This window comes from Marilutibacter maris (genome assembly GCF_003233695.1).
In the GTDB taxonomy this organism is placed as follows: Bacteria; Pseudomonadota; Gammaproteobacteria; order Xanthomonadales; family Xanthomonadaceae; genus Marilutibacter; species Marilutibacter maris.
This window is the reverse complement of sequence record NZ_CP029843.1, coordinates 983,477-1,003,387: the sequence shown is the minus strand read 5'-3', so window position 1 is coordinate 1,003,387 and position 19,911 is coordinate 983,477. Positions and strand designations below refer to the sequence as shown.

Annotated in this window: 16 protein-coding genes, 1 pseudogene and 1 riboswitch; of the genes and pseudogenes, 10 read left to right on the top strand and 7 right to left on the bottom strand. The window is 70.9% G+C overall.

Annotated elements, in window-relative coordinates; genetic code table 11:
* Positions 1-52 precede the first annotated feature (52 nt).
* On the bottom strand, positions 53-3,646 hold the full coding sequence (locus C9I47_RS04485) for a hybrid sensor histidine kinase/response regulator (RefSeq protein WP_190238604.1): 3,594 nt from the start codon (positions 3,644-3,646) through the stop codon (positions 53-55).
* 252 nt (positions 3,647-3,898) lie between these two features.
* Here C9I47_RS04485 and C9I47_RS04480 point away from each other — a divergent pair.
* From C9I47_RS04480 to C9I47_RS04470, 3 genes and pseudogenes are all read left to right on the top strand, one after another.
* Positions 3,899-4,606 (top strand): annotated as a pseudogene (locus C9I47_RS04480) (YceI family protein); the annotation flags it as partial.
* Between the two features lie 125 nt (positions 4,607-4,731).
* Positions 4,732-5,304: a cytochrome b gene (locus tag C9I47_RS04475; protein WP_111265683.1), complete on the top strand. Its 573-nt coding sequence runs from the start codon at positions 4,732-4,734 to the stop codon at positions 5,302-5,304.
* 11 nt (positions 5,305-5,315) lie between these two features.
* Positions 5,316-5,897: a YceI family protein gene (locus C9I47_RS04470; protein ID WP_111265682.1), complete on the top strand. Its 582-nt coding sequence runs from the start codon at positions 5,316-5,318 to the stop codon at positions 5,895-5,897.
* Between the two features lie 27 nt (positions 5,898-5,924).
* On the opposite strand, the gene C9I47_RS04465 is transcribed toward C9I47_RS04470, so the two are convergent.
* Both C9I47_RS04465 and C9I47_RS04460 read right to left on the bottom strand, forming a co-directional pair.
* Positions 5,925-6,446: a DUF2938 domain-containing protein gene (locus C9I47_RS04465; RefSeq protein WP_111265681.1), complete on the bottom strand. Its 522-nt coding sequence runs from the start codon at positions 6,444-6,446 to the stop codon at positions 5,925-5,927.
* Positions 6,443-7,339: a class I SAM-dependent methyltransferase gene (locus C9I47_RS04460; RefSeq protein ID WP_111265680.1), complete on the bottom strand. Its 897-nt coding sequence runs from the start codon at positions 7,337-7,339 to the stop codon at positions 6,443-6,445. Before C9I47_RS04460 ends, C9I47_RS04465 begins: the two co-directional genes overlap by 4 nt.
* Before the next feature lie 74 nt (positions 7,340-7,413).
* Between C9I47_RS04460 and C9I47_RS04455 the strand changes: the two genes are divergently transcribed.
* Positions 7,414-7,965 (top strand): helix-turn-helix domain-containing protein, encoded by a 552-nt coding sequence (locus tag C9I47_RS04455; RefSeq protein ID WP_111265679.1) that lies wholly within the window; start codon positions 7,414-7,416, stop codon positions 7,963-7,965.
* Here the strand turns inward: C9I47_RS04455 and C9I47_RS04450 are convergent.
* Positions 7,866-8,120, bottom strand: coding sequence for a glutaredoxin family protein (locus C9I47_RS04450; RefSeq protein WP_111265678.1), 255 nt, complete (start codon positions 8,118-8,120; stop codon positions 7,866-7,868). The genes C9I47_RS04455 and C9I47_RS04450 overlap by 100 nt on opposite strands.
* 95 nt (positions 8,121-8,215) lie before the next feature.
* Here C9I47_RS04450 and C9I47_RS04445 point away from each other — a divergent pair, with 95 nt between their 5' ends.
* Together C9I47_RS04445 and C9I47_RS18145 are read left to right on the top strand one after the other, a co-directional pair.
* Positions 8,216-9,598: an L-serine ammonia-lyase gene (locus C9I47_RS04445; protein ID WP_111265677.1), complete on the top strand. Its 1,383-nt coding sequence runs from the start codon at positions 8,216-8,218 to the stop codon at positions 9,596-9,598.
* A gap of 523 nt (positions 9,599-10,121) precedes the next feature.
* Positions 10,122-12,194: a glycosyl hydrolase family 18 protein gene (locus C9I47_RS18145; RefSeq protein WP_407067512.1), complete on the top strand. Its 2,073-nt coding sequence runs from the start codon at positions 10,122-10,124 to the stop codon at positions 12,192-12,194.
* A 117-nt stretch (positions 12,195-12,311) separates the two neighbouring features.
* Here C9I47_RS18145 and C9I47_RS04435 read toward each other — a convergent pair whose 3' ends face one another.
* Genes C9I47_RS04435 through metX form a run of 3 tightly spaced genes read right to left on the bottom strand, consistent with a single transcriptional unit; the run spans position 12,312 to position 15,777 of the window.
* Positions 12,312-13,439: a homoserine dehydrogenase family protein gene (locus C9I47_RS04435; RefSeq protein WP_111265676.1), complete on the bottom strand. Its 1,128-nt coding sequence runs from the start codon at positions 13,437-13,439 to the stop codon at positions 12,312-12,314.
* Positions 13,436-14,635 carry a cystathionine gamma-synthase gene (metB, locus tag C9I47_RS04430; RefSeq protein WP_111265675.1) on the bottom strand — a complete coding sequence of 400 codons (1,200 nt, stop codon included), beginning with the start codon at positions 14,633-14,635 and terminating at the stop codon, positions 13,436-13,438. Before metB ends, C9I47_RS04435 begins: the two co-directional genes overlap by 4 nt.
* Positions 14,632-15,777, bottom strand: a complete 1,146-nt coding sequence (metX, locus tag C9I47_RS04425) for a homoserine O-succinyltransferase MetX (RefSeq protein ID WP_111265674.1) — start codon at positions 15,775-15,777, stop codon at positions 14,632-14,634. Before metX ends, metB begins: the two co-directional genes overlap by 4 nt.
* A gap of 110 nt (positions 15,778-15,887) precedes the next feature.
* Positions 15,888-15,996, bottom strand: a riboswitch (SAM riboswitch).
* Between the two features lie 143 nt (positions 15,997-16,139).
* Between metX and C9I47_RS04420 the strand changes: the two genes are divergently transcribed.
* The 4 genes from C9I47_RS04420 (at position 16,140) to C9I47_RS04405 (ending at position 19,855) form a co-directional block, all read left to right on the top strand.
* Positions 16,140-17,273: an NHL repeat-containing protein gene (locus tag C9I47_RS04420; RefSeq protein WP_170288340.1), complete on the top strand. Its 1,134-nt coding sequence runs from the start codon at positions 16,140-16,142 to the stop codon at positions 17,271-17,273.
* Between the two features lie 52 nt (positions 17,274-17,325).
* A complete protein-coding gene (locus C9I47_RS04415; RefSeq protein ID WP_190238603.1) occupies positions 17,326-18,246 on the top strand; it encodes a peptidoglycan DD-metalloendopeptidase family protein in 921 nt (306 codons plus the stop codon).
* Positions 18,247-18,850: 604 nt separating this feature from the next.
* Complete coding sequence (locus tag C9I47_RS04410; RefSeq protein WP_111265672.1) at positions 18,851-19,264, top strand: pilin; 414 nt, start codon at positions 18,851-18,853, stop codon at positions 19,262-19,264.
* A 180-nt stretch (positions 19,265-19,444) separates the two neighbouring features.
* Entirely contained in the window at positions 19,445-19,855 is a 411-nt protein-coding gene (locus tag C9I47_RS04405; protein WP_111265671.1) for a prepilin-type N-terminal cleavage/methylation domain-containing protein, read from the top strand.
* Positions 19,856-19,911: the final 56 nt, after the last annotated feature.

The window sequence follows — 19,911 nt, the reverse complement described above, 5'->3', positions numbered from 1 at the left end:
CGATCGCCGCGCCCGGACGCGGCCGGCGCCGCGTCCGCGATCGAGGCGGCCCTCAGCCCGCCGCCGTCGCCGTGACCGCCTCCAGCACCCCGGCCAGCATCGCTCCGGTGACCGGCTTGCGTATGAATCGGTCGAATCCGGCGTCCAGTGCCTCCCGCTCGACCGGCGCGTCGGCGCGCGCGGTGATCGCGATCAGCGGCGCCTGGATGCCCTGGGCGCGCAGTTGACGCGCCAACGACAGCCCGTCCATGCCCGGCAGGTCGAGGTCGAGCATCACCGCGTCGAAACGCGCCCGCGCCGCCACCTCGGCCAACGCGGCCAGACCGTGCTCGACATGGACCACCCGGTGGCCCTGCGCCTGCAGCAATCCCACCAACACCCCGGCGACGGTGCTGTCGTCCTCGACCAGCAACAGCTCCAGCGGCCGCGATGCGGGCTCCGGCGGCGTCCGCGCGCCGCGCTCGGAGGCGCCACCGGTCGCCGCCGGCTCCGCCGCGCTCTCGGCGAACGGCAACACGACATGGAAGCGCGCGCCGCGCCCGGGCGCGCTGTCGATCTCGATGCGCCCGCCCATCGCCTCGACCAGCTCGTGGCAGATCGCCAGACCGAGGCCGCTGCCGCCGTAGCGGTCCGCGGTGCGCGCACCGTCGGCCTGCTCGAAACGCCGGAACAGGCGCCCCTGTTGCTCCTCGCTCAGTCCCGGCCCGGTGTCCTCGACCATGAAGCGCAGCGCGCCATCGGCATCGCGGGCGACGTGCAGGCCGACATGACCGACCTCGGTGAACTTGATCGCGTTGCCCAGCAGGTTGAGCAGGATCTGCCGGACCCGTTTGGCGTCGCCGTTGAGCCGCGGCGGCAGGTCCTCGCCGAAACCGGACACGAACTCCAGGCCCTTGGCCCGGGCCAGCGGAGCGTTGAGCCCGACCACCTCGCGCAACAATCGCTGCGGCTCGAATGGCGCGATCACCAGTTCCAGCTTGCCCGATTCGATGCGGGCCAGATCGAGCGCATCGTTGACCAGCCGCAACAGGTGTTCGCCCGCCTGCTTGATCGACTCGGTGAACTCGCGCTGTTCGCTGTCCAGGTCGGTCCCCAGCAACAGCTCGCTCATGCCCAGCACCCCGGTCATCGGCGTGCGCACCTCGTGGCCGAGGGTGGCGAGGAAGCGGGTCTTGGCCAGCGACGCCTGGGTTGCGATCTCGCGTTCGTGCTCGGCACGCTCGCGCGCATGCAACTGGCGCAGACGGTCACGGTAGACATCGGCGCCCCACCACAGCAACAGCGCGGCCAGACCGCCGAATCCGGCCCACGCCGCGGGCGTGTTCCACCACGGCGGCTGCACGGTGAAGCGCATGAGCTTTTCCGCCGACGCGTTGCCGAGCGCGTCGTTGGCGCGCACGTGCAGGGCATAGCTGCCCGGGGTCAGTCCGGAGAACTCGCGTTCGCCGCGGCTGCCATGGCCGATCCAGTCCGGATCGTAGCCCTCCAGCCGGGTGAAGTAGCGGATCGCCTCCGGATCGTCGAAGGCCATCAGCCGGAACTGCACCCGCAGCTCGCGGTCGTCGGCGGTGAGCGCCTGCAGGGCCTCGCCGGACACCGTCCGCCACTGGCCCTCACGGCGCACCTCGAAGCTGTCCCATTGCAGGCGCGGCTGCGCGGGCGGCGGGTCTTCGCTGGCGGAGTCGACCAGGGCCACGCCGCCGTCGTCGAGCGCGCCGACCAGCAGGCCATCGGGGGTCAGCACCGTGGAGTGATCGACGAACTGATGGCTGGACAGGCCGTCGGCGAGGCCGAAACGGCGCAGCCGGCCGGCTTGGTGATCCCAGCGGTACAGGCCGCGCGCGGTTGCCAGCCAGACCCGGCCGCGGGCATCGACGTGCAGGCCGCGGCCCTCGATCGCCGGGATGTCGTGTTCGGTCCCGATCCGCGCATCCCGGGCCCAGCCGTCGCCATCGCGGTGGAAGCGCTCCAGGCCCGACAGCCGATGCAGCCACATCCGGTCCGGTCCGTCGAAGGCGAATCCGTAGACCCGGTCGCCGGCCAGGCCGGGCACCGGCTCGAAGCGCGCCGCGTCCGCGGCCAGCCGCAGCACACCGGTATCGCCGGCGACCCACGGCACCCCATCCGGATCGAAGTCCAGCGCCTCCAGGTCGACCATGCCCAGCCCGCCCTCCTCTCCGGCGGGGATGTGGGTGAGCACGCGTCCGCTGTCGGGGTCGCGCTGCTGCACGCCACCGCCGGAGGCGACCAGCCAGAAGGTCCCGTCGGGCGCCTGCCTCATCAGCGGGATCGCGCCGCCAGGGGTCGCGTCGACAGTGTCTTCCGGCGACCAGTCGCTGACCACGCCGTCGCCGTCGACCCGCAGCAGACTGCCGCGCATGCCGGCGGTGCCCAGCCACAGGCGGCCGCGATCGTCCTCGACGATGGAGATCGGCCGCCAGTCGGTCAGCGCCTGGCGGGTCGCGTCGGAGATCGGATGGACGATGCCGGTCTCGTCGAGGTAGTCCAGCTCGCCGCGCTCCCCGACCATCCACAGGCCGCCGTCGATGGACGCCGCCATGCCGAGATACAGCGAACTGGTGAGGCCGCCGCCCTCGCCGTGGGTGAGTTGGCTGACCTCGCGCCAGTCCGGTCGCAGATAGCCCAGCCCACGTCCGGGCACCGGCAGCCACAACGCGCCGTTGTCCTGCATGTGCAGTTGCTGGATCGCGCGCGCCGGCCCATGCGTGCCGGTCCTGACCGGCACCGGGATCGCGCCCGGGGCGACCTTCCAGACGCTGCGTTGGGTCCCCAGCCACAAGTGCCCGACCCGGTCGTTGGCGACGCTGAGCACGGCATTGGGCTTGGCGAACATCGCCGACCATGCCGGGTCGTCCCAGACGCCTTCGCCGACGCGGCGGTGCAGGCCGGTGTCGGCGCCGACCCACAGCCCGTCGGCGCGCGGATTCACCGAATAGACCAGCGGCGCGGGCATTTCCCCGGGCAGCGGCACCCGCTCGATGGCCCGTCCGTTCCAGCGCGCGAGTCCGGACAGGGTGCCGATCCACAACGCGCCCTCGTCGTCGAACGCCAGCGAGGTGACGGTGCTCGAAGGCAGGCTCGCCGGATCGTCCTTGCGCGGCATGAAGCGGGTGATCCGGCCATCGGCGGCGAGCCGGTGCAGGCCGCCGCCATAGGTGCCGAACCACAGCTCGCCGGGACGACTGGCGATGGCGAAGGTGTCGTCGCTGCCGATCCGCGGTTCGGCGTCCATCCGGTAGTGGCGGAAGTGCTTGCGATCGGCTTCGAGCACGCTCAGTCCGCGCGTCTCCACCGCCACCCAGACCCGGTTGTGGTCGTCGACATGGACGAAGGTGATCAGATTGCCGGGCAGGCCGTCGGGATCGGCCGGATCGTGGCGCCAGACCCGCACGCCGGCGCCGTCGTAGCGGGCCAGGCCGTCGGTGGTCGCCAGCCAGATGTAGCCGTCGCGATCCTCGGCGATGCCGTTGATGTAACTGGCCGGCAGGCCGTGCTCGACACCGATCACCCGCACCCGCGGCACGTCCGGCATCGCCGCCCGCGCCGCTGGCGGCCAGATCAGCGACACCGCCAGCAGCGTCGCCAGCAGTGTCCCGGCCAGCCCTCTGGGCAAGTACCTCGTCATCGGCTCCGAGCCTCCCCTTGTCGCCGGCCGTCCGCGCGGCCGAGCGCGCCGCACGCGGACCGACGTGCCGGAGCGCGACCATACCGCAGCCGCGGCCCGCTGTCCGCCCGGCGGCGACCTGGGCCGCCCGTGGAGGATGACGCCACGGCCGGAACAAACCGTTGCCATCGGCGACTACATTTTTATGTACGGCCGGTTGGTATGGTGTCGGCAACCGCGCAGCCGCTCCCGCCATTCACCCCTTCGCCCCGAATGCCCTCGCCAGCCGCCTTCGCCACCCGCGCCCCGACCGCCGCCACGGCCGTGCGCACGCTCGCCTGCGCGGTGGCGCTGTCGACCGCTGCCGGCACGGCCACCGCCGTGCCGCCGGGTTATGCGCTGGACCCGGTGCATACCCGGGTGCTGGTCGCGGTCGGCCACGCCGGCTTCTCGAAGGCGCTGGGCACGGTCTCCGGCAGCCAGGGCTGGCTGTTGTTCGACCCCGACGACTGGAGCCAGGCCCGGCTCGACGTGCGGGTGCCGCTGGCGCAACTGGATTTCGGCGACGAGGACTGGAACCGCGCGGTTGCTGGCAGCGCCCTGCTCGACACCGCCCGTCACCCCGAGGCGCGATTCGTGTCGACCACGGTCACCGGGCACGACCCGAACCACGCGACCGTCTGCGGCGAGTTGAGCCTGCGCGGCCAGGTCCGCCGGCAATGCCTCGAGGTCACCCTGAACACCCTCGCCCGTCACCCGCTGCCGCCGTTCCGGCGCACGGTCGGCTTCTCCGCCCGCGGCGTCCTCAGCCGCGCGGACTTCGGCATCGACGCCTGGCGCTCGGTGATCGGCGACGAGGTCGAGCTGAGGATCGAGGCCGAGGCGGTGCGCGACTCCGGCGCGGTCGCCGCGCTCGATCCGGTCACCGACGAGGCGGCCGGGACCGGGGCCGCCGACGTAACCCACGACACCGCCAACACGTATCCGTCACTGGAGGCCGCGGCCGAGGCCGCGCTGGAGCAGGCCGCTCCGGCTTCCGACGCCTCCCCTCCCGACCCCGCCGGCACGACTTCCTGCGACCGCAACCACGACGACGAGCCCACGCCATGACCCTGAAGAACACCACAGACCGCTGGGGCGGCGTCAGCCAGTTCCTGCACTGGCTGATCATGCTGCTGATCCTGATCCTCGCCGTGGTCGGGCTGAGCCTGGACTCCCTGCCCAAGTCGCCGAAGTACTTCTGGGTCTACGACCTGCACAAGTCGACCGGTCTGGCGGTGCTGGCCCTGGTCGTGCTGCGGCTGGGCTGGCGCCTGTACGCCGGCAGCCCGGCGCCGGTCGCCGGCACCCCGACCTGGCAGGCACGGATCGCCGGGCTCACCCACTGGGCGCTGTACGCGCTGATCCTCGCGATCCCGCTGTCGGGCTGGCTGTACGACTCGGCCAGCGGCCTGCGCCCGCTGAAGTGGTTCGGCCTGTTCACGGTACCCAAGCTGTCGGCGCCGAACGAGGGCCTGCGCGATCTCGCCCACGAGGCGCACGAATGGCTGTTCTGGGTCCTGGTCGCCCTGGTCGCCGTGCACGTGGCCGCCGCCTTCTACCACCACATCTTCCAGCGCGACGACACCCTGACCCGGATGCTGCCGCGCCGCCGCAAGGCATCCCCCACCTCCCGATAGCGAGACCCCCCATGCCCAAGCCTTCCCGCCGCATTCCGTCCGTGCCGCGCCTGCTGTCGCTGCCGCTGCTGCTGGCCTCGATGGCCGCCGGCAATGCCCTCGCCGCCGACTACGAGCAGGTGCCCGGTTCGGCGCTGACCTTCGCCAGCCAGTACCAGGGCGAGGTCTTCGTCGGCCGCTTCCCGGACTTCAAGACCACCCTGAGCTTCGATCCGGCCGACCCGGCCGCGGCCCGGCTCGATGTGGTGATCCCGCTGGCAACCGCCAGCACCAGGAATCCCGAGCGCGACGAGACCCTGCTGGGCTCGGACTTCTTCGCCAGCGCGCGCTTCCCGCAGGCGCGCTACACCGCGACCGGCTTCCGTGCGCTCGGCGACGACCGCTACGCCGCCGACGGCACCCTCAGCCTGCGCGGGATCAGCAAGCCGGTGACCCTGACCTTCACCTGGACCCCGGGCGAGCGCCCGGTGCTGGCCGGCAAGGCCACGGTCAAGCGGCTGGACTTCGACGTCGGCGCCGGCGACTGGGCCGACACCGCCGACCTGCCCAACGAGGTCGCGGTCAGCACCAAGGTGTTCTTCCAGGCCAAGTGAGCCGGAGCGGGGCCGGACAGACCGGCCTCAACCGCACAGGCCCGGCGGCAGCAGGCCGGCCAGCTTCGCCATCCACGCCGCGAGGTACAGGCCCAGCCCGAATACCGCGTGCGCGGTGAGGCTGCGCCGGCGCGCGGCGGCCGGATCGGGAGTGCGGCGGGCGGCCAGGCCCGCGCCCATGCCGGGCTGCATCAGCAGGAACGGCGCGGCCACCGTGCCGACCCCGACCGCCAGCGCCGGCACCAGGGTCGGCGCGCAGGCCCAACCGGGCCCGGCAATGGCGAGCAGCACGCCGGCAAAGGCGATACCGGTCAGGTAGTGCGCGGTCCAGCCGATCGCCTTCTCGCCACCCACCGCCGGCGAGGCGGCGATGGGCGCGTGCCGGAAACGGCCGCGCGGCATCCAGCCCAGCCAACGGCCGACCAGGGCGAAGTCCAGTGGAGGCACACCGCTCAGGCGCTGGCGCGCGAACGCCCACAGGTCCATCAGCGCGGTCGCGCCGACGCCGATCACCGCCGCGGCGATCAGGGCCTCGCCGGCCGTGCTCATCGCCGCACCCCGGCCGGGTCGCCGCTGCGCGCTTCGATCCGCCAGCAGGCGGCGTCGAAACGGACCGATTCGCCGTCGACGAAGGGGTCGAAGGCCGGGCGCACGGCCGCGACGATGCGGGCCCGGGTGGCGCTGTCGACCCGATGCAGCGCCTGCCCCAACGCCCCCAGCCGGGTGAAATAGCGCTCCAGCGCGGATTCGGGCATGCCACAACCGACGTCCAGCGGCTGGATGTCGATGTCCTGCCAGCCGCCGGCATCGAGTATCCGCCGCACCCGCTCCGGATCGGCGAAGCCGAACTGTCCCGGTGCGCCGGGAGCCGGCGCCGACAATGGCATGGCCGCCTCCTGCAGCAGCGGCGCGGCGGCACGTCCGGCCACGGTCATGAACGGGTTCTGGTCCGGGCCGCGCCACGCCAGCACGCACAGCCGGGCGCCCGGGGCGGCCGCGCGGCGGAGATTGGCGAAGGCGGCCACGGGGTCGTCGAAGAACATCACCCCGAAGCGCGACACCAGCATGTCGAACGCGGCCGTCTCGAACGCATGGCGCTGCGCGTCGGCGACCACGAAGCGGGCGTTGGGCAGCGCCTCGCGCGTCCGCGCGGCTTCGATCATCGGCACCGACACGTCGACGCCGAGACACTCGCCGCCCGCATCCAGCGCCCGCGCCACCGCCCGCGTGGTCGCACCGGTGCCGCAGCCGATGTCGAGCACGCGCCGCGCCGACAACGCCCCGGCCGTATCGGCCAGACGCGCCGCCAGCGGCTGGAACAGGTGGTCGAGCAGGTCCTGATTGTCGACCCAGGCCTGTCCGCCGGTACCGTTCCAGAGCGCGGCCTGGCCGTTGCCGGCCTCGCTGGCGGACGCCGTGGCCGTCGTGGTTGCGCTGTGCATCGAAAGTCCTCCCGCTTGCCTGTGGTCGTGGATGGGCGCATCCTGCAACTTCAAGTCGACTTGAAGTCAAGCCCATGGGCGGCCACGCCAACGAACTGGATATCGCCGAGGTCGTGCGCCGCAGCGGCCTGCCGGCCTCGACCCTGCGCCACTACGAGGACAAGGGCCTGATCGCACCGGTCGGCCGCCACGGCCTGCGCCGCCAGTACGCGGCCGGCGTGCTCGAACGGCTGGCGTTGATCGCGCTGGGACGCGCGGCCGGCTTTTCGCTGGACGAGATCGCACCGATGCTGGCCGCCGACGGCCGGCACCGGATCGATCGCGCCGTGCTGGCGCAGAAGGCCGAGGCGCTGGACGCGACGATCCACCGGCTGGCGGCGATGCGCGACGGCCTGCGCCATGCCGCCGCCTGTCCGGCGCCCAGCCACATGGAATGTCCGACCTTCCGCCGCATCGTCCGTGCCGCCACCAGCGGGGTGATCGCGGTGCCGGAACGGGCGCGGCGGAAGCCGGGGCTGCCGACGCCTCAGCCGGCGAGGAAGTCGCGGACCCGGTCGGCGTCGAAGGGCCAGTCCAGCTCGGCGCCGCCTTCAGGCTCGCGCAACACCGGCACGCGGATGCCATAGCGCGCCTCCAGCACCGGGTCGTCGTCGATGAAGACGCTGTCGAACTCGGGCGCACGCGCCTGCGCGAGCACCTCCAGGGCGAGGTCGCAGAGGTGGCAGTCGTCGCGCTGGTAGAGCACCAGCCGCGGAAGGCTTGCGGATCGGGATTCGGTCATCGGAGCCGGACGCTAGCGAACGGTCGGGGGCGGCCCCGTAGAATAAGGCGTCGCCCCGCCTGCCATCCCTCGCGGGGACACACCGGAGTGGTTTCATGGCTGTCAGCTGTTTCGACCTGTTCAAGATCGGGATCGGCCCGAGTTCCTCCCATACCGTCGGCCCGATGCGCGCCGCCGCCCGCTTCGTCGAGCGCTGGTTGGTCGACAACGGCGACCTGGAGCGCACCGCGCGCGTCCGCGCCGAGGTGTTCGGCTCGCTGGCCCTGACCGGCCGCGGCCACGGCACCGACAAGGCCGTGCTGATGGGCCTGGAAGGCCACTGGCCGAACCTGATCGACCCGGACCTGATCCCGCCGGCGCTGGAGCGGATCCGCGCATCCAGGCGCATCAAGCTGCACGGCATCCACGAGATCGGCTTCGACGAGAAGCACGACCTGATCATGAACAAGCGGCAGAAACTGCCGTTCCACACCAACGGCATGCGCTTCACCGCCTTCGATGCCGACGGCAACGTGATCGCGACCCGCGACTATTACTCGGTCGGCGGCGGCTTTGTCGTCAACCAGGACGAGGCCGCGGAGGACCGCATCGTCGCCGACACCACCGAGGTCGCCTATCCGTTCCATTCCGGCGACGAACTGATCGGCACCGCGACCCGCGAGGGCATCGCGATCGCGCAGATGATGTACGCCAACGAGCAGGCCTGGCGCTCGCGCGAGCAGATCGACGCCGGCCTCGACGAGATCTGGGAAGCGATGCAGTCCTGCGTGCAGCGCGGCATCCGCGAGAGCGGCACCCTGCCCGGCGGCCTGCACGTCTCGCGACGCGCGCCGACCCTGTACGCGGAGCTGTCCTCGCGCCCGGAATCGGCGATGCGCGACCCGCTGACCACCCTGGACTGGGTCAACCTCTACGCGCTGGCGGTCAACGAGGAGAACGCCGCCGGCGGCCGCGTGGTCACCGCGCCGACCAACGGCGCCGCCGGCATCATCCCGGCGGTGCTGCACTACTACGACCGCTGCATCCCCGGCTCGACCCTGCAGGGGGTGCGCGACTTCCTGCTGACCGCCGCAGCGGTCGGCATCCTGTACAAGGAGAACGCCTCGATCTCCGGCGCCGAGGTCGGCTGCCAGGGCGAGGTCGGCGTCGCCTGTTCGATGGCCGCCGCCGGCCTGACCGCCGCCCTCGGCGGCAGCCCGGGCCAGATCGAGAACGCCGCCGAGATCGGCATGGAGCACAACCTCGGCCTGACCTGCGACCCGATCGGCGGGCTGGTGCAGATCCCCTGCATCGAGCGCAACGCGATGGGCGCGGTCAAGGCGATCAACGCCAGCCGCATGGCGATGCGCGGCGACGGCAAGCACAAGGTCAGCCTCGACAAGGTCATCAAGACCATGCGCGACACCGGCCGCGACATGCGCGACAAGTACAAGGAAACCTCGCGCGGCGGCCTCGCGGTGAACGTGATCGAGTGCTGAGGCGGTCCCCCGCCTCCCAGCCCCCACCCCTCAGCCCTCTCCTCCCTGTGCGCCCGCGTACGCCGGGCCGCGCGCTTGAGCCGTCGCGCCATCGCGACGGCCTGGGCGCGCCCGCGGCATGCTGCGCCGCAATACAAGCCAGCCAATTGACCTCTCAAGTCAATCTCAGTGTGTGAACACCGCTGCAAAGCCTTTGTTTATTTATTGACAACGATATCAATTGGACGCAGCGTCGGGGCCGAGCACGCCTGCGAACGAATGCGACCGGGCGCCGGTATCGGGCCCGGACAGCGCGGCCCGGCACCGGTCCGGACGCGCCGCATCGCACAGGGCGGCATTCGAGGAGGCCGCAGCCTCCCACGCGGTTCCGAAGGCCAGGGCGCCTTCGTTTTGTGAGTCAACGAGGGGTTTGGCGCCGGCCCGACACGGTCGGCGGCTTCACATCACATCGTTCCAGGGAGAGACACTCATGAAACACGCAGGACCCGGAAGTCTGTCGGCAAGACGGTTGTTGTCCAAAGCGATGCTGTCGAAAGGCCTGTTGTCGAGAAGTCTGTTGTCGACCGGCATGCTCGCCGCGCTGGCACTGGCGCCCCAGGCCACCCTCGCCGCCTCGTGCGCCGGCGTCCCCGAGTGGGATGCGGCCACCGTCTACAACCCCGGCGACAAGCTGCAGTACCAGGGCCGCCTGTACAGCGCCAACATTCCGATCTGGAATGCGCCGCCGACCCACTGCCCCAGTTGCGGCTGGTACCAGGACCTGGGCGCCTGCGACGGCGGCGGCGACAACGTCGCGCCGAGCGTGGCCCTGACCGCGCCGTCCAACGGCGCCCACTTCGCCGAGGGCAGCGACATCGCGATCAGCGCCTCGGCCAGCGACAGCGACGGCACCGTCGCCAGCGTGCAGTTCTTCCGCGGCGGCGTGTCGCTGGGCACCGACACCAGCGCGCCCTGGCAGGCGAGCTGGAGCGATGCCAGCGCCGGCACCCACGTGCTGACCGCGGTCGCCACCGACGACGACGGCGCCAGCACCACCTCGACCCAGGTGACGATCACCGTCGACAACACTCCGCCGCCGGTCGACGACACCGCGCCGAGCGTGCCCTCCGGGCTGGCCTCGTCGAGCCAGACCGCCAGCTCGATCACCCTGGGCTGGAACGCATCAACCGACAACCCCGGCGGCAGCGGGGTCGCCGGCTACGACGTCTACCGCGACGGCAGCCTGGTCGGCAGCCCGTCGCAGCCCTCGTTCACCGACAGCGGCCTGAGCGCCAACACCGGCTACAGCTATCGCGTGCGCGCCCGCGACGTCGCCGGCAACGCCTCGGCGCAGAGCGCGGCGATCAACGTGTCGACCCGCGACGGCGGCGATCCGCCCGCCGGCGACAAGCGGGTGATCGGCTACTTCACCCAGTGGGGCATCTACGGCCGCAACTACCGGGTCAAGCACATCGACACCAGCGGCGCGGCCGCCCACCTGACCCACATCAACTACGCGTTCGGCAACGTCCGCAACAACCGCTGCGAGGTCGGCCGGACCATCCCGTCCAACCCGAACACCGGCGAAGGCGGCGATGCGTTCGCCGACTACACCAAGGCGTTCTCCGCCGCCGAAAGCGTCGACGGCGTGGCCGACACCTGGGACCAGCCGCTGCGCGGCAACTGGAACCAGCTCAAGGAGCTCAAGGCCAAGTACCCGAACATCAAGGTGCTGATCTCGCTCGGTGGCTGGACCTGGTCGCGCGGTTTCGCCGAGGCGGCCAAGCCGGCCAACCGCGAGGCCTTCGTCGCCTCCTGCATCGACGCCTACATCCGCGGCAACCTGCCGGTCACCGACGGCGCCGGCGGCATCGGCGCGGCGGCGGGCGTGTTCGACGGCATCGATGTCGACTGGGAGTACCCGGCCGCCTGCGGCCTGAGTTGCGGCACCCCCGAGGACAACGCCAACTTCACCGCGCTGATGGCCGAGTTCCGCCGCCAGCTGGACGCGGTGCGTCCGGGCCTGCTGCTGACGATCGCCGCCGGCGCCGGCATCGACAAGATCAGGGCCACCGATCCGGGCGCGTACCACTCGTACCTGGATTTCATCAACGTGATGACCTACGACTTCCACGGCGCGTGGGATCCGCAGACCAACCATCACTCGGCCCTGTTCGACTCGCCCAACGATCCCTCGACCGGCGACCAGCGCTTCTACAACTCCAACGATGCGATCGAGGCGTTCCTGTCGCGCGGGGTGCCGGCATCGAAGCTGAACCTCGGCATCGGCTACTACGGCCGCGGCTGGACCGGCGTGGCCAACGTCGACAACGGCCTCTACCAGAGCGGTTCGGCGGCGCAGGGCACCTATGAGGCCGGCATCGAGGACTGGAAGGTGATCAAGAACAAGGCCGGCACGATCCATACCGACGCCAACGCGCGGGCGACGTGGAAGTACGACGGCAACACCTTCTGGAGCTACGACACCCCGGCGCTGATCACCGAGAAGATGAACTACGTGAAGGCGCAGGGCCTCGGCGGTGCGTTCTTCTGGGAGTTCAGCGGCGACGACGCCCAGGGCACCCTGACCCGCACCATCGGCGACGGCCTGAAATAAGCCGCCCAGCGGTTCCCGCTTGCCCCGCGGCCGACGCCGCGGGGCCTCGGGGCGCCGGCTACCCCCTCGGGCCCGGCGCCCCGGTTTTTCGTCGCGAAGCGTGGTCCCGCGATCGCCTCAGCCGCGCGCGATCCGCAACGCGTCGTCGAGCAGACCGGCGGCGGTGACCGTCGCGCCCGCGCCGGGCCCCTGGATCAGCAGCGGTTGCGCGTCGTAGCGGTCCGACCAGATCGCGACCCGATTGTCGGTGCCGGCACCGCCGGCGAGCGGATGATCGACGGCCAGCGCCGCCAGCCCGACCCTGGCGCTCCAGCCCGCGCCCTCGCGTTCCAGACGGGCGATGAAGCGCAACGTGTCGCCGTTGCGATAGGCCTGCGCATAGCGCTCGCGCAGCAGCGGGTCGAGCTGCGGCAGGGCCGCGTCGACGGCCTCGCGCGGCAGCGCGGCCAGCCCCGCGGGCACCAACGATTCGACCTCGACCGCGTCCTGCTCCAACGGCACCCCGGCCGCACGCGCCAGGATCAGCAGCTTGCGGCGGACATCCTCGCCGGACAGGTCCTCGCGCGGATCGGGCTCGGTATAGCCGGCGTCGCGGGCCTGGCGGACGAAGCCGGAGAACGGGCGCAGGCCGTCGTAGTGATTGAACAGCCAGGCCAGCGAGCCGGACAGCACCCCGGCGACCGCATGGATGCGGTCGCCGCCGGCGCGCAGTTCGCGGAGCGAGCGCAGCAACGGCAGGCCGGCGCCGACGGTGGCGGCATCGCCATAGCGACTGCCACCGAGCGCACAGGCATCCTCGACCGCGCGCCAGTCCGACAGCGCGGTGCCGCGCGCGAGCTTGCAGGCGGTGACCACGTCGATGCCGGCCGAAAGCCAGCCGGCATGACGCGCGGCGACCTCGGCGCTGGCGGTCGCGTCGATGACGATGCGGCGCCCGCCAGCGCCGAGTGCGGATGCGACCGCATCCAGATCGCTGGACCGGTCGCTGACGGCCAGCGCCGCCGATGCCCGCGACGGATCCACGCCGCCGGCGTCGCCCAGCGCACGCCGGGAGTTGGCGACATGCACCAGCTCAAGGCCGGCGCCGAAGCCGCGCGCGCGCCACTCGGCCAACCGCGCCAGCACCGCGCCGCCGACGGTGCCGGTACCGAGCAGGGCGACCCGCGCGACATCGTCGCGCTGCCCCGCCCGCGGCCCGGCGACGGTGCGGGAGGGCGTACACAGGTCCTCGGCCAGCGCGCTCATTGCGCCGCGCGCTCGCCTTCGAACGGTTTCGCGGCCGCCGCCAGCGCGCGCGCCAGCGCCGCCTCGACATCGGCCACCAGATCGTCGACCGCCTCGATCCCGACCGACAACCGCAACAGGCCATCGCCGATGCCGGCCGCCGCGCGCGCCTCCGCGCTCATCGCCGCGTGGGTCATCGTCGCCGGATGCGCGACCAGGCTCTCAACGCCGCCCAGCGACTCGGCCAGGGTGAAGCAGTCCAGACCATCTAGGAAGGCGCGCACCGCCGCCTCGCCGCCCTTGATCTCGACACTGAGCATCGCACCGAAGCCGCGCTGCTGGCGCGCGGCGACCGCGTGGCCCGGGTGCGCGGCGCGGCCGGGATAGTGGATCGCCGCGACCGCCGGATGCGACTCCAGCAGCTCGACCAGGGCGGCGGTGTTCTCCTGGTGCACGCGCAGGCGCGCATCCAGGGTGCGCAGGCCGCGCAGGGTCAGGAAGCTGTCGAACGGCGAGCCGGTCAGCCCGAGGCAGTTGCCCCACCAGGCCAGTTTGTCGCCCAGCTCGGCCTCGCGCGCGATCACCGCGCCGCCGACCACGTCGCTGTGGCCGTTGATGTACTTGGTGGTCGAATGCACGACGATGTCGGCGCCGAACTCGATCGGCCGCTGCAGCGCCGGCGACAGGAAGGTGTTGTCGACCACCGCCACCGCGCCATGCGCATGCGCGGCCTCGATCACGAAGCGCAGGTCGGTGATCCGCAGCAGCGGGTTGGACGGTGTCTCGATCCAGACCAGCTTGGGATTCGCCGCCAGCGCCTCGGCCAGCGCGCGCGGGTCGGTGAGGTCGACGGTGAGCAGGTTGAAGGCGCCCTTGGCGGCCAGCGCATTGAACAGGCGCCAGCTGCCGCCGTAGGCGTCATGCGGCACCACCAGGGTGTCGCCCGGCTGCAGGCAGGCATGCAGGACCAGGGTGATCGCGCCCATGCCGGTCGCGGTCACCACCGCGTTGTGGCCGCCCTCCAGTTCGGCCAGCGCCTCGGCCAGCAGGTCGCGGGTCGGATTGCCGCTGCGGGTGTAGTCGTAGGTGCGCTTGTCGTTGAAGCCGGCGAAGCTGAAGTTCGACGACAACACGATCGGCGGGGTGACCGCGCCGAAGGCGGGGTCGCGATCGATACCGGCCCGCACGGCGGCGGTACACAGGCTGCGGGTGCTCATGCGGGAATCTCCTGGTTCGAGGTCGGCGCGGGGGAAGCGGGGGCATCGGAGGCGCCTGCCAGTGCGGCGCGCAGGATCACGTCGATGTCGGCCTCCTCCTTGAGGAAGGCGTCGTGGCCGTAGGGCGAGCGCAGCACGTGCAGGCGCGGATGCGGGCAGGCGCCGGCATGCAGCGCGGCGAACAGCGCCTGCGCGTCGGCCAGCGGCACCAGCCGGTCCTCGGCCACCGCGACCACGCTGACCGGCACCCGGATCCGCGCAGGCTCGACCGCCTGCAGGTCGATCGACTCCGACAGGCGCAGGTAGGCGGTCGGCGAACTGCGACCGACGAAGCGCGCCGCGCAATGGTCCAGATAGTCCTCGGCGCCGACCCGTACCCGCCCTTCGACCACCCGCGCCGGCGCGAAGCGCTCGTCGAACTCCTCCGGGGTGCGGTAGCTCAGGATCGCGAACTGGCGCGCCAGGGCCAGGCCGTGGGTCTCGTCGCACTGCAGCGAGCCCAGCGCCACCGCGCGGCGCTGCAAGGCGCGCCAGGCGCTGGCGTAGGAGTGGGCGCGGTGGACGCCGCTGATCGCGACCAGCTGGCCCAGCCGGTCGCCGTGCAGGACCGCGAACTGCAGGCCCACCATCGCGCCGTAGGAGCTGCCGACGAAGGCGTCGATGCGTTCGATCCGCAGCGCGTCGAGCAGGGCCGCGACGGCCTCGGCCTGGTCGGCCGGATCCAGCGGCACATCGAGCGTGCCGTCGGCGCCCAGCCAGTCGAACGAAACGATGCGGCAGCGCCGCGGATCCAGCGCACGCCCCTCGCCGACCTGCGCCGGCCACCAGCCCGGTGCCGGAAAGGCACGACTGGGAGCGAGGTGGCGGTCGGCGGAGATGCCGCCGGCGACGAACACGACCGGCGCTTGCGTGCCGGCGGTCCGATCCTGGATCTCGTAGCGCAGCACCACCTCGCGCACGCCGGCATGGCGCAACGTCAGGGCGACCGCGATCTCGCCGCGCACCGCATCGCCGCGATCGACGGCGGAGACGTTGGCCGGGACGGGAACGGCGGCGGCGCAGGCGGGGCCGCCCGCGCCGAAGCGCGGCGGACAGGCGGCCTCGACGGGCTCGGATGCGTGGGTGCTGTGGGTCAGGCTCATGGCGTGGATCCGGTATGACGGGGCCATCGAGCCAGACGCAGCGTCCGCACCGCGGATGCGGGCAAACGACACGACCATCTTCCGGTGAGCCGTCCGGCGCATGCGCAAGGCATGCATCGGTCCGGCGGATCACCGCAGGAATTGGCACCTTGTGCAGCATTCACTGCACCGGTTGCCCCGACGTCAAAGGGCCTGTCCCTCAGTCGGTCTCGATGGATGGCCGGCAGTCTGCCAGCGCTTCCACGGCATGTCAATCGCTTTATTGCGATGAAGCGATCTATATTCTGCCGCACGCATCCGGCGACGGCACCGATTCAAAAGCGCTGGGCCGCGTCATGCCTTCCCGCATACACTCCGGACCGATGAACATTCGCCTCTCGACCCTGACGGCCACGGCCGCGCTGCTGGCCGCGGTGCTGACCGGCTGCGCCAGCGCCCCCGATGCCCGCAACACCTCCCGCTCCAGCGACGCCGCATTGACCGGTGCCGGCGGCCTGAGGCCGACCGCGGTGGTGCCGGAGAGCTTCGTGACCGACCCGGCCGACGGCGAGGAGCTGGACTCGCTGGCGACCTGGCCCACCGAGAACGGCGACACCTGGCTGATCGCGACCGCGAAGGCCAGCCACCGCCTGCTGGTATTCGACGCCGACACCGGGGCGCTGCTGCGCAGCGTCGGCGGCAAGGGCGAGGCGCTGGGCCGGTTCAAGCGGCCCAACGGTGTGACCGTGCAAGGCGACCACCTGTTCGTCGTCGAGCGCGACAACCACCGCGTACAGGCGTTCAGCCTGCCCGGGTTCGCGCCGCTGGCGGTGTTCGGCGACAGCGCGCTGCGCAGCCCCTACGGCATCTGGATCCATGAGCCGGTGCCGGGCGAGTATTCGGCCTACGTCACCGACAGCTTCATGTACGGCGAGAAGTACGACCGGGTGCCGGCATGGGAAGAGCTGTCGGAACGGGTCAAGCACTTCTCGATCCGCTTCGATCCCGCCAATGGCGCGCTCGATGCCCGCCTGCTCGGCCAGTTCGGCGATACCTCGCCGGAAGCGGCCCTGCGCATGGTCGAGTCGATCGCCGGCGACCCGGCCAACGACCGCCTGCTGATCGCCGATGAGGACCGCCGCCACGTGTCGACGCTGCGCGACTACACCCTTGCCGGCCAGTACACCGGTCGCAGCCTGCCCGACGCCTCGTTCGGCGCCGAGGCCGAGGGCGTCGCGCTGTGGAGCTGCCGCGACGGCGACGGCTACTGGATCGCGGTCGACCAGCTCGCACCGCTGACTGTGTTCCACCTGTTCGACCGGCGCACGCTCGAGCATCGCGGCAGCTTCAAGGGCGAGCTCACCTCCTACACCGACGGCATCACCCTGCACTCGGCGGCCACCCGCGGCTTCACCGGCGGCGCGCTGTACGCGGTGCACGACGACAAGGCGGTCACCGCGTTCGACCTGCGCGAGGTCGTGCGCGCCCTGGGCCTGAACCCCAATTGCACCGAGTGAGCGGCCGCGGATAATCGCGGTACGGTTCCTGTCTTCCGCACGCCCGCCGCGCATGTACGCTCCCCCACTCCTCCGGTTCGCCGCCGCCTTCGCACTGCTGGCGCTCGCCACGCCCGACGCCGGGGCCGGCAAGCTGTATCGCTGGACCGATCCGGACGGCATCACCCACTACGGCGACCACCGTCCCGAGGCGCCGACCGGAGCGGTCACCGAGATCCCGGTCCGCGCCGAGCCCTCGGCGATGGCGCGCCTGCGCATCGAGAGCGACGCGGGCCGATACCTGGCCTGGGCCGACAACACCCTGGACGGACCGATCGAGGTGATGCTGCACTTCAACCGGCAGACCAACGTGAACGGCATGCCGGCGCTGCCGGCGCGGGCGACCGTCCCGGCGCGCGGCAGTGCCCTGGTGTCGGTGCTGAGCCCGTCGGGCCCCGGCCACGACAGCCGCTTCGAACTGCGCCTGGACGCCCTGCCCGGCTCGCCGAACGCCCGACCGCAGGACGTCGAGTACCTGCTGCCATTGCAGCAGGACGCACTGCACATCGAACAGGGCTACGGCGGCAGCTTCAGCCATCGCGACCCGCAAAACCTGTACGCGGTCGACTTCGCCGCGCCGATCGGCACGCCGGTGCTGGCCGCGCGCGCGGGGCTGGTGATGCAGGTCGAATCCGACTTCGACCAGGCCGGCCTGAACATGGAGAAGTACGGCGGCCGCGCCAACCTGATCCGCATCCTCCACGACGACGGCACCATGGCGCTGTACGCGCATCTGCGCGAGGGTGGCGTGCATGTCAGGGTCGGCCAGCGGGTCCGCGCCGGCCAGGTCATCGGCCTTTCCGGCAACACCGGCTTCACCACCGGCCCGCATCTGCACTTCGTGATCCAGGTCAATCGCGGCATGCGCCTGGAATCGCTGCCGTTCCGGATGCGCGGCCCACAGGGCGGCCTGCGTTTCAGCCTGCCGCAGTGACCCCACCCCGCTTCAGCACCCGGCTGACCGATTGGCTCGGCAACGCGGGGCGCGCGCCACAACGCACCTGGACGCCACGCGGCACTCCTCCCTGACGCCTTGTCCGCAAGCCCGGGACACCCCAAGGCAACCAGGACCGCCGCAGGTGATCCGCTTGGACGGATGCGCTGGAACCGCCCGTTCAGTATCGATGGCGAAAAGCAGGACGGCGAGGCACTACCCCCAGCTCTCCCTGCCAGCTCTCCCTGCCAACTCCACCTCGCCCAATGCGGCGAGAGACCGGCACTGATAGCCTGGGAAGCCCACTTCCAGGCCGGCAGACAGGGAGACCGGAGCTGCCCTCCGTCACCTGAGCTCACCTCAAACTGACAATATTTGTCACATTCCCCCCGAGGCCTGACAAATAACGTCACTCAAAAAGTGAAATAAATCACAAAAACAAGGTGATGGTGACGGGATTTAGCCTTCATCCAGGCAAGTCTGGCCGCTTGGCACGGGATGTGCGTATCTCTCCCTGCACGTGCAGCAAGCACGGCAAGCCGATGGACCGGGGATCCGGGCCGGCAGGCACGTGAAGTTCAACCAACTCCTAGGGGAAACACCAATGAAGAAGCAGCAAGGCTTTACCCTGATCGAGCTGATGATCGTGATCGCGATCCTCGGCATCCTGATCGCCATCGCTCTGCCGGCCTACCAGGACTACTCGGTCCGCACCAAGAACACCGAGTGCCTGAACGTCGCCGCCGCCGCCAAGCTGGCCGTGGCCGACACCTACCAGTCGGACCGCGCCTTCCCGACCGACAACACCGCGGCGGGCTACAGCTTCTCGGCAAGCAGCTACTGCGCAAGCGTCGACGTCGGCGCCGCCGGCGCGATCACCGCAGTTACCAGCAACACCGGCGCCACCACCGTCGCCTCGTTCACGCTGACCCCCGCCACCGCGGCCGGCCGCATCGAATGGGACTGCGCCCACACCGGCGGCGACAACCCCGCCCAGATCCCGAACGAGTGCCGCTAATAACCGAATTACAACTTCGGTTGTTCACGGAGACCCCGGCCTTGCGCCGGGGTTTCTTTTTGTGACACGCAACCCAGAATAGATGGATTGATCGTTCAAGGTTGGCACGTTCATTGCGTCCGTATTTTCTTGGAATCCGCGCGCCACGCCCCGCGTAGCGCCATCATCAGGGGGGACGTCATGAAACACCGCACACAGGGGTTCACATTGATCGAGTTGATGATCGTGATCGCCATCCTGGGCATCCTGATCGCCATCGCCCTACCCGCCTACCAGGACTACTCGGTCCGCACCAAGAACACCGAATGCCTAAACATCGCCGCCGCCGCCAAACTCGGCGTCGGCGAGGTGTCGCACACGGTCAGCGGCTGGACCGCCAGCGACATCGGCTACAGTTTCATCTCCAGCAGCTACTGCGCGACCATCACGATCGACAATACCGGCACGATCACCGCCACCACCCAGAACACCGGCGCCGACACCATGGCCCAGTTCCAGCTGATTCCAACAAACGACGCGGGTCGCATTTCCTGGCAATGCATCGAAGTCAACAACGTTCCGGCAGCACAGGTTCCATCAGCCTGCCGTTGAATCAGCTACGCTTCGCACACACCGCATTCACCAACCCCGGTTCGCCGGGGTTTGTT

Excerpts from the sequence above, each read along its gene's own strand:
- C9I47_RS04405 (WP_111265671.1), top strand. The coding sequence starts at position 19,445 with ATGAAACACCGCACACAGGGGTTCACATTGATCGAGTTGATGATCGTG.
- C9I47_RS04460 (WP_111265680.1), bottom strand. The coding sequence starts at position 7,339 with ATGCACAGCGCAACCACGACGGCCACGGCGTCCGCCAGCGAGGCCGGC.
- C9I47_RS04465 (WP_111265681.1), bottom strand. The coding sequence starts at position 6,446 with ATGAGCACGGCCGGCGAGGCCCTGATCGCCGCGGCGGTGATCGGCGTC.
- C9I47_RS04470 (WP_111265682.1), top strand. The coding sequence starts at position 5,316 with ATGCCCAAGCCTTCCCGCCGCATTCCGTCCGTGCCGCGCCTGCTGTCG.
- C9I47_RS04420 (WP_170288340.1), top strand. The coding sequence starts at position 16,140 with ATGAACATTCGCCTCTCGACCCTGACGGCCACGGCCGCGCTGCTGGCC.
- C9I47_RS04410 (WP_111265672.1), top strand. The coding sequence starts at position 18,851 with ATGAAGAAGCAGCAAGGCTTTACCCTGATCGAGCTGATGATCGTGATC.
- C9I47_RS04450 (WP_111265678.1), bottom strand. The coding sequence starts at position 8,120 with ATGACCGAATCCCGATCCGCAAGCCTTCCGCGGCTGGTGCTCTACCAG.
- C9I47_RS04445 (WP_111265677.1), top strand. The coding sequence starts at position 8,216 with ATGGCTGTCAGCTGTTTCGACCTGTTCAAGATCGGGATCGGCCCGAGT.
- C9I47_RS04475 (WP_111265683.1), top strand. The coding sequence starts at position 4,732 with ATGACCCTGAAGAACACCACAGACCGCTGGGGCGGCGTCAGCCAGTTC.
- C9I47_RS04485 (WP_190238604.1), bottom strand. The coding sequence starts at position 3,646 with ATGACGAGGTACTTGCCCAGAGGGCTGGCCGGGACACTGCTGGCGACG.
- metB (WP_111265675.1), bottom strand. The coding sequence starts at position 14,635 with ATGAGCACCCGCAGCCTGTGTACCGCCGCCGTGCGGGCCGGTATCGAT.
- metX (WP_111265674.1), bottom strand. The coding sequence starts at position 15,777 with ATGAGCCTGACCCACAGCACCCACGCATCCGAGCCCGTCGAGGCCGCC.
- C9I47_RS04455 (WP_111265679.1), top strand. The coding sequence starts at position 7,414 with ATGGGCGGCCACGCCAACGAACTGGATATCGCCGAGGTCGTGCGCCGC.
- C9I47_RS18145 (WP_407067512.1), top strand. The coding sequence starts at position 10,122 with ATGCTGTCGAAAGGCCTGTTGTCGAGAAGTCTGTTGTCGACCGGCATG.
- C9I47_RS04435 (WP_111265676.1), bottom strand. The coding sequence starts at position 13,439 with ATGAGCGCGCTGGCCGAGGACCTGTGTACGCCCTCCCGCACCGTCGCC.
- C9I47_RS04415 (WP_190238603.1), top strand. The coding sequence starts at position 17,326 with ATGTACGCTCCCCCACTCCTCCGGTTCGCCGCCGCCTTCGCACTGCTG.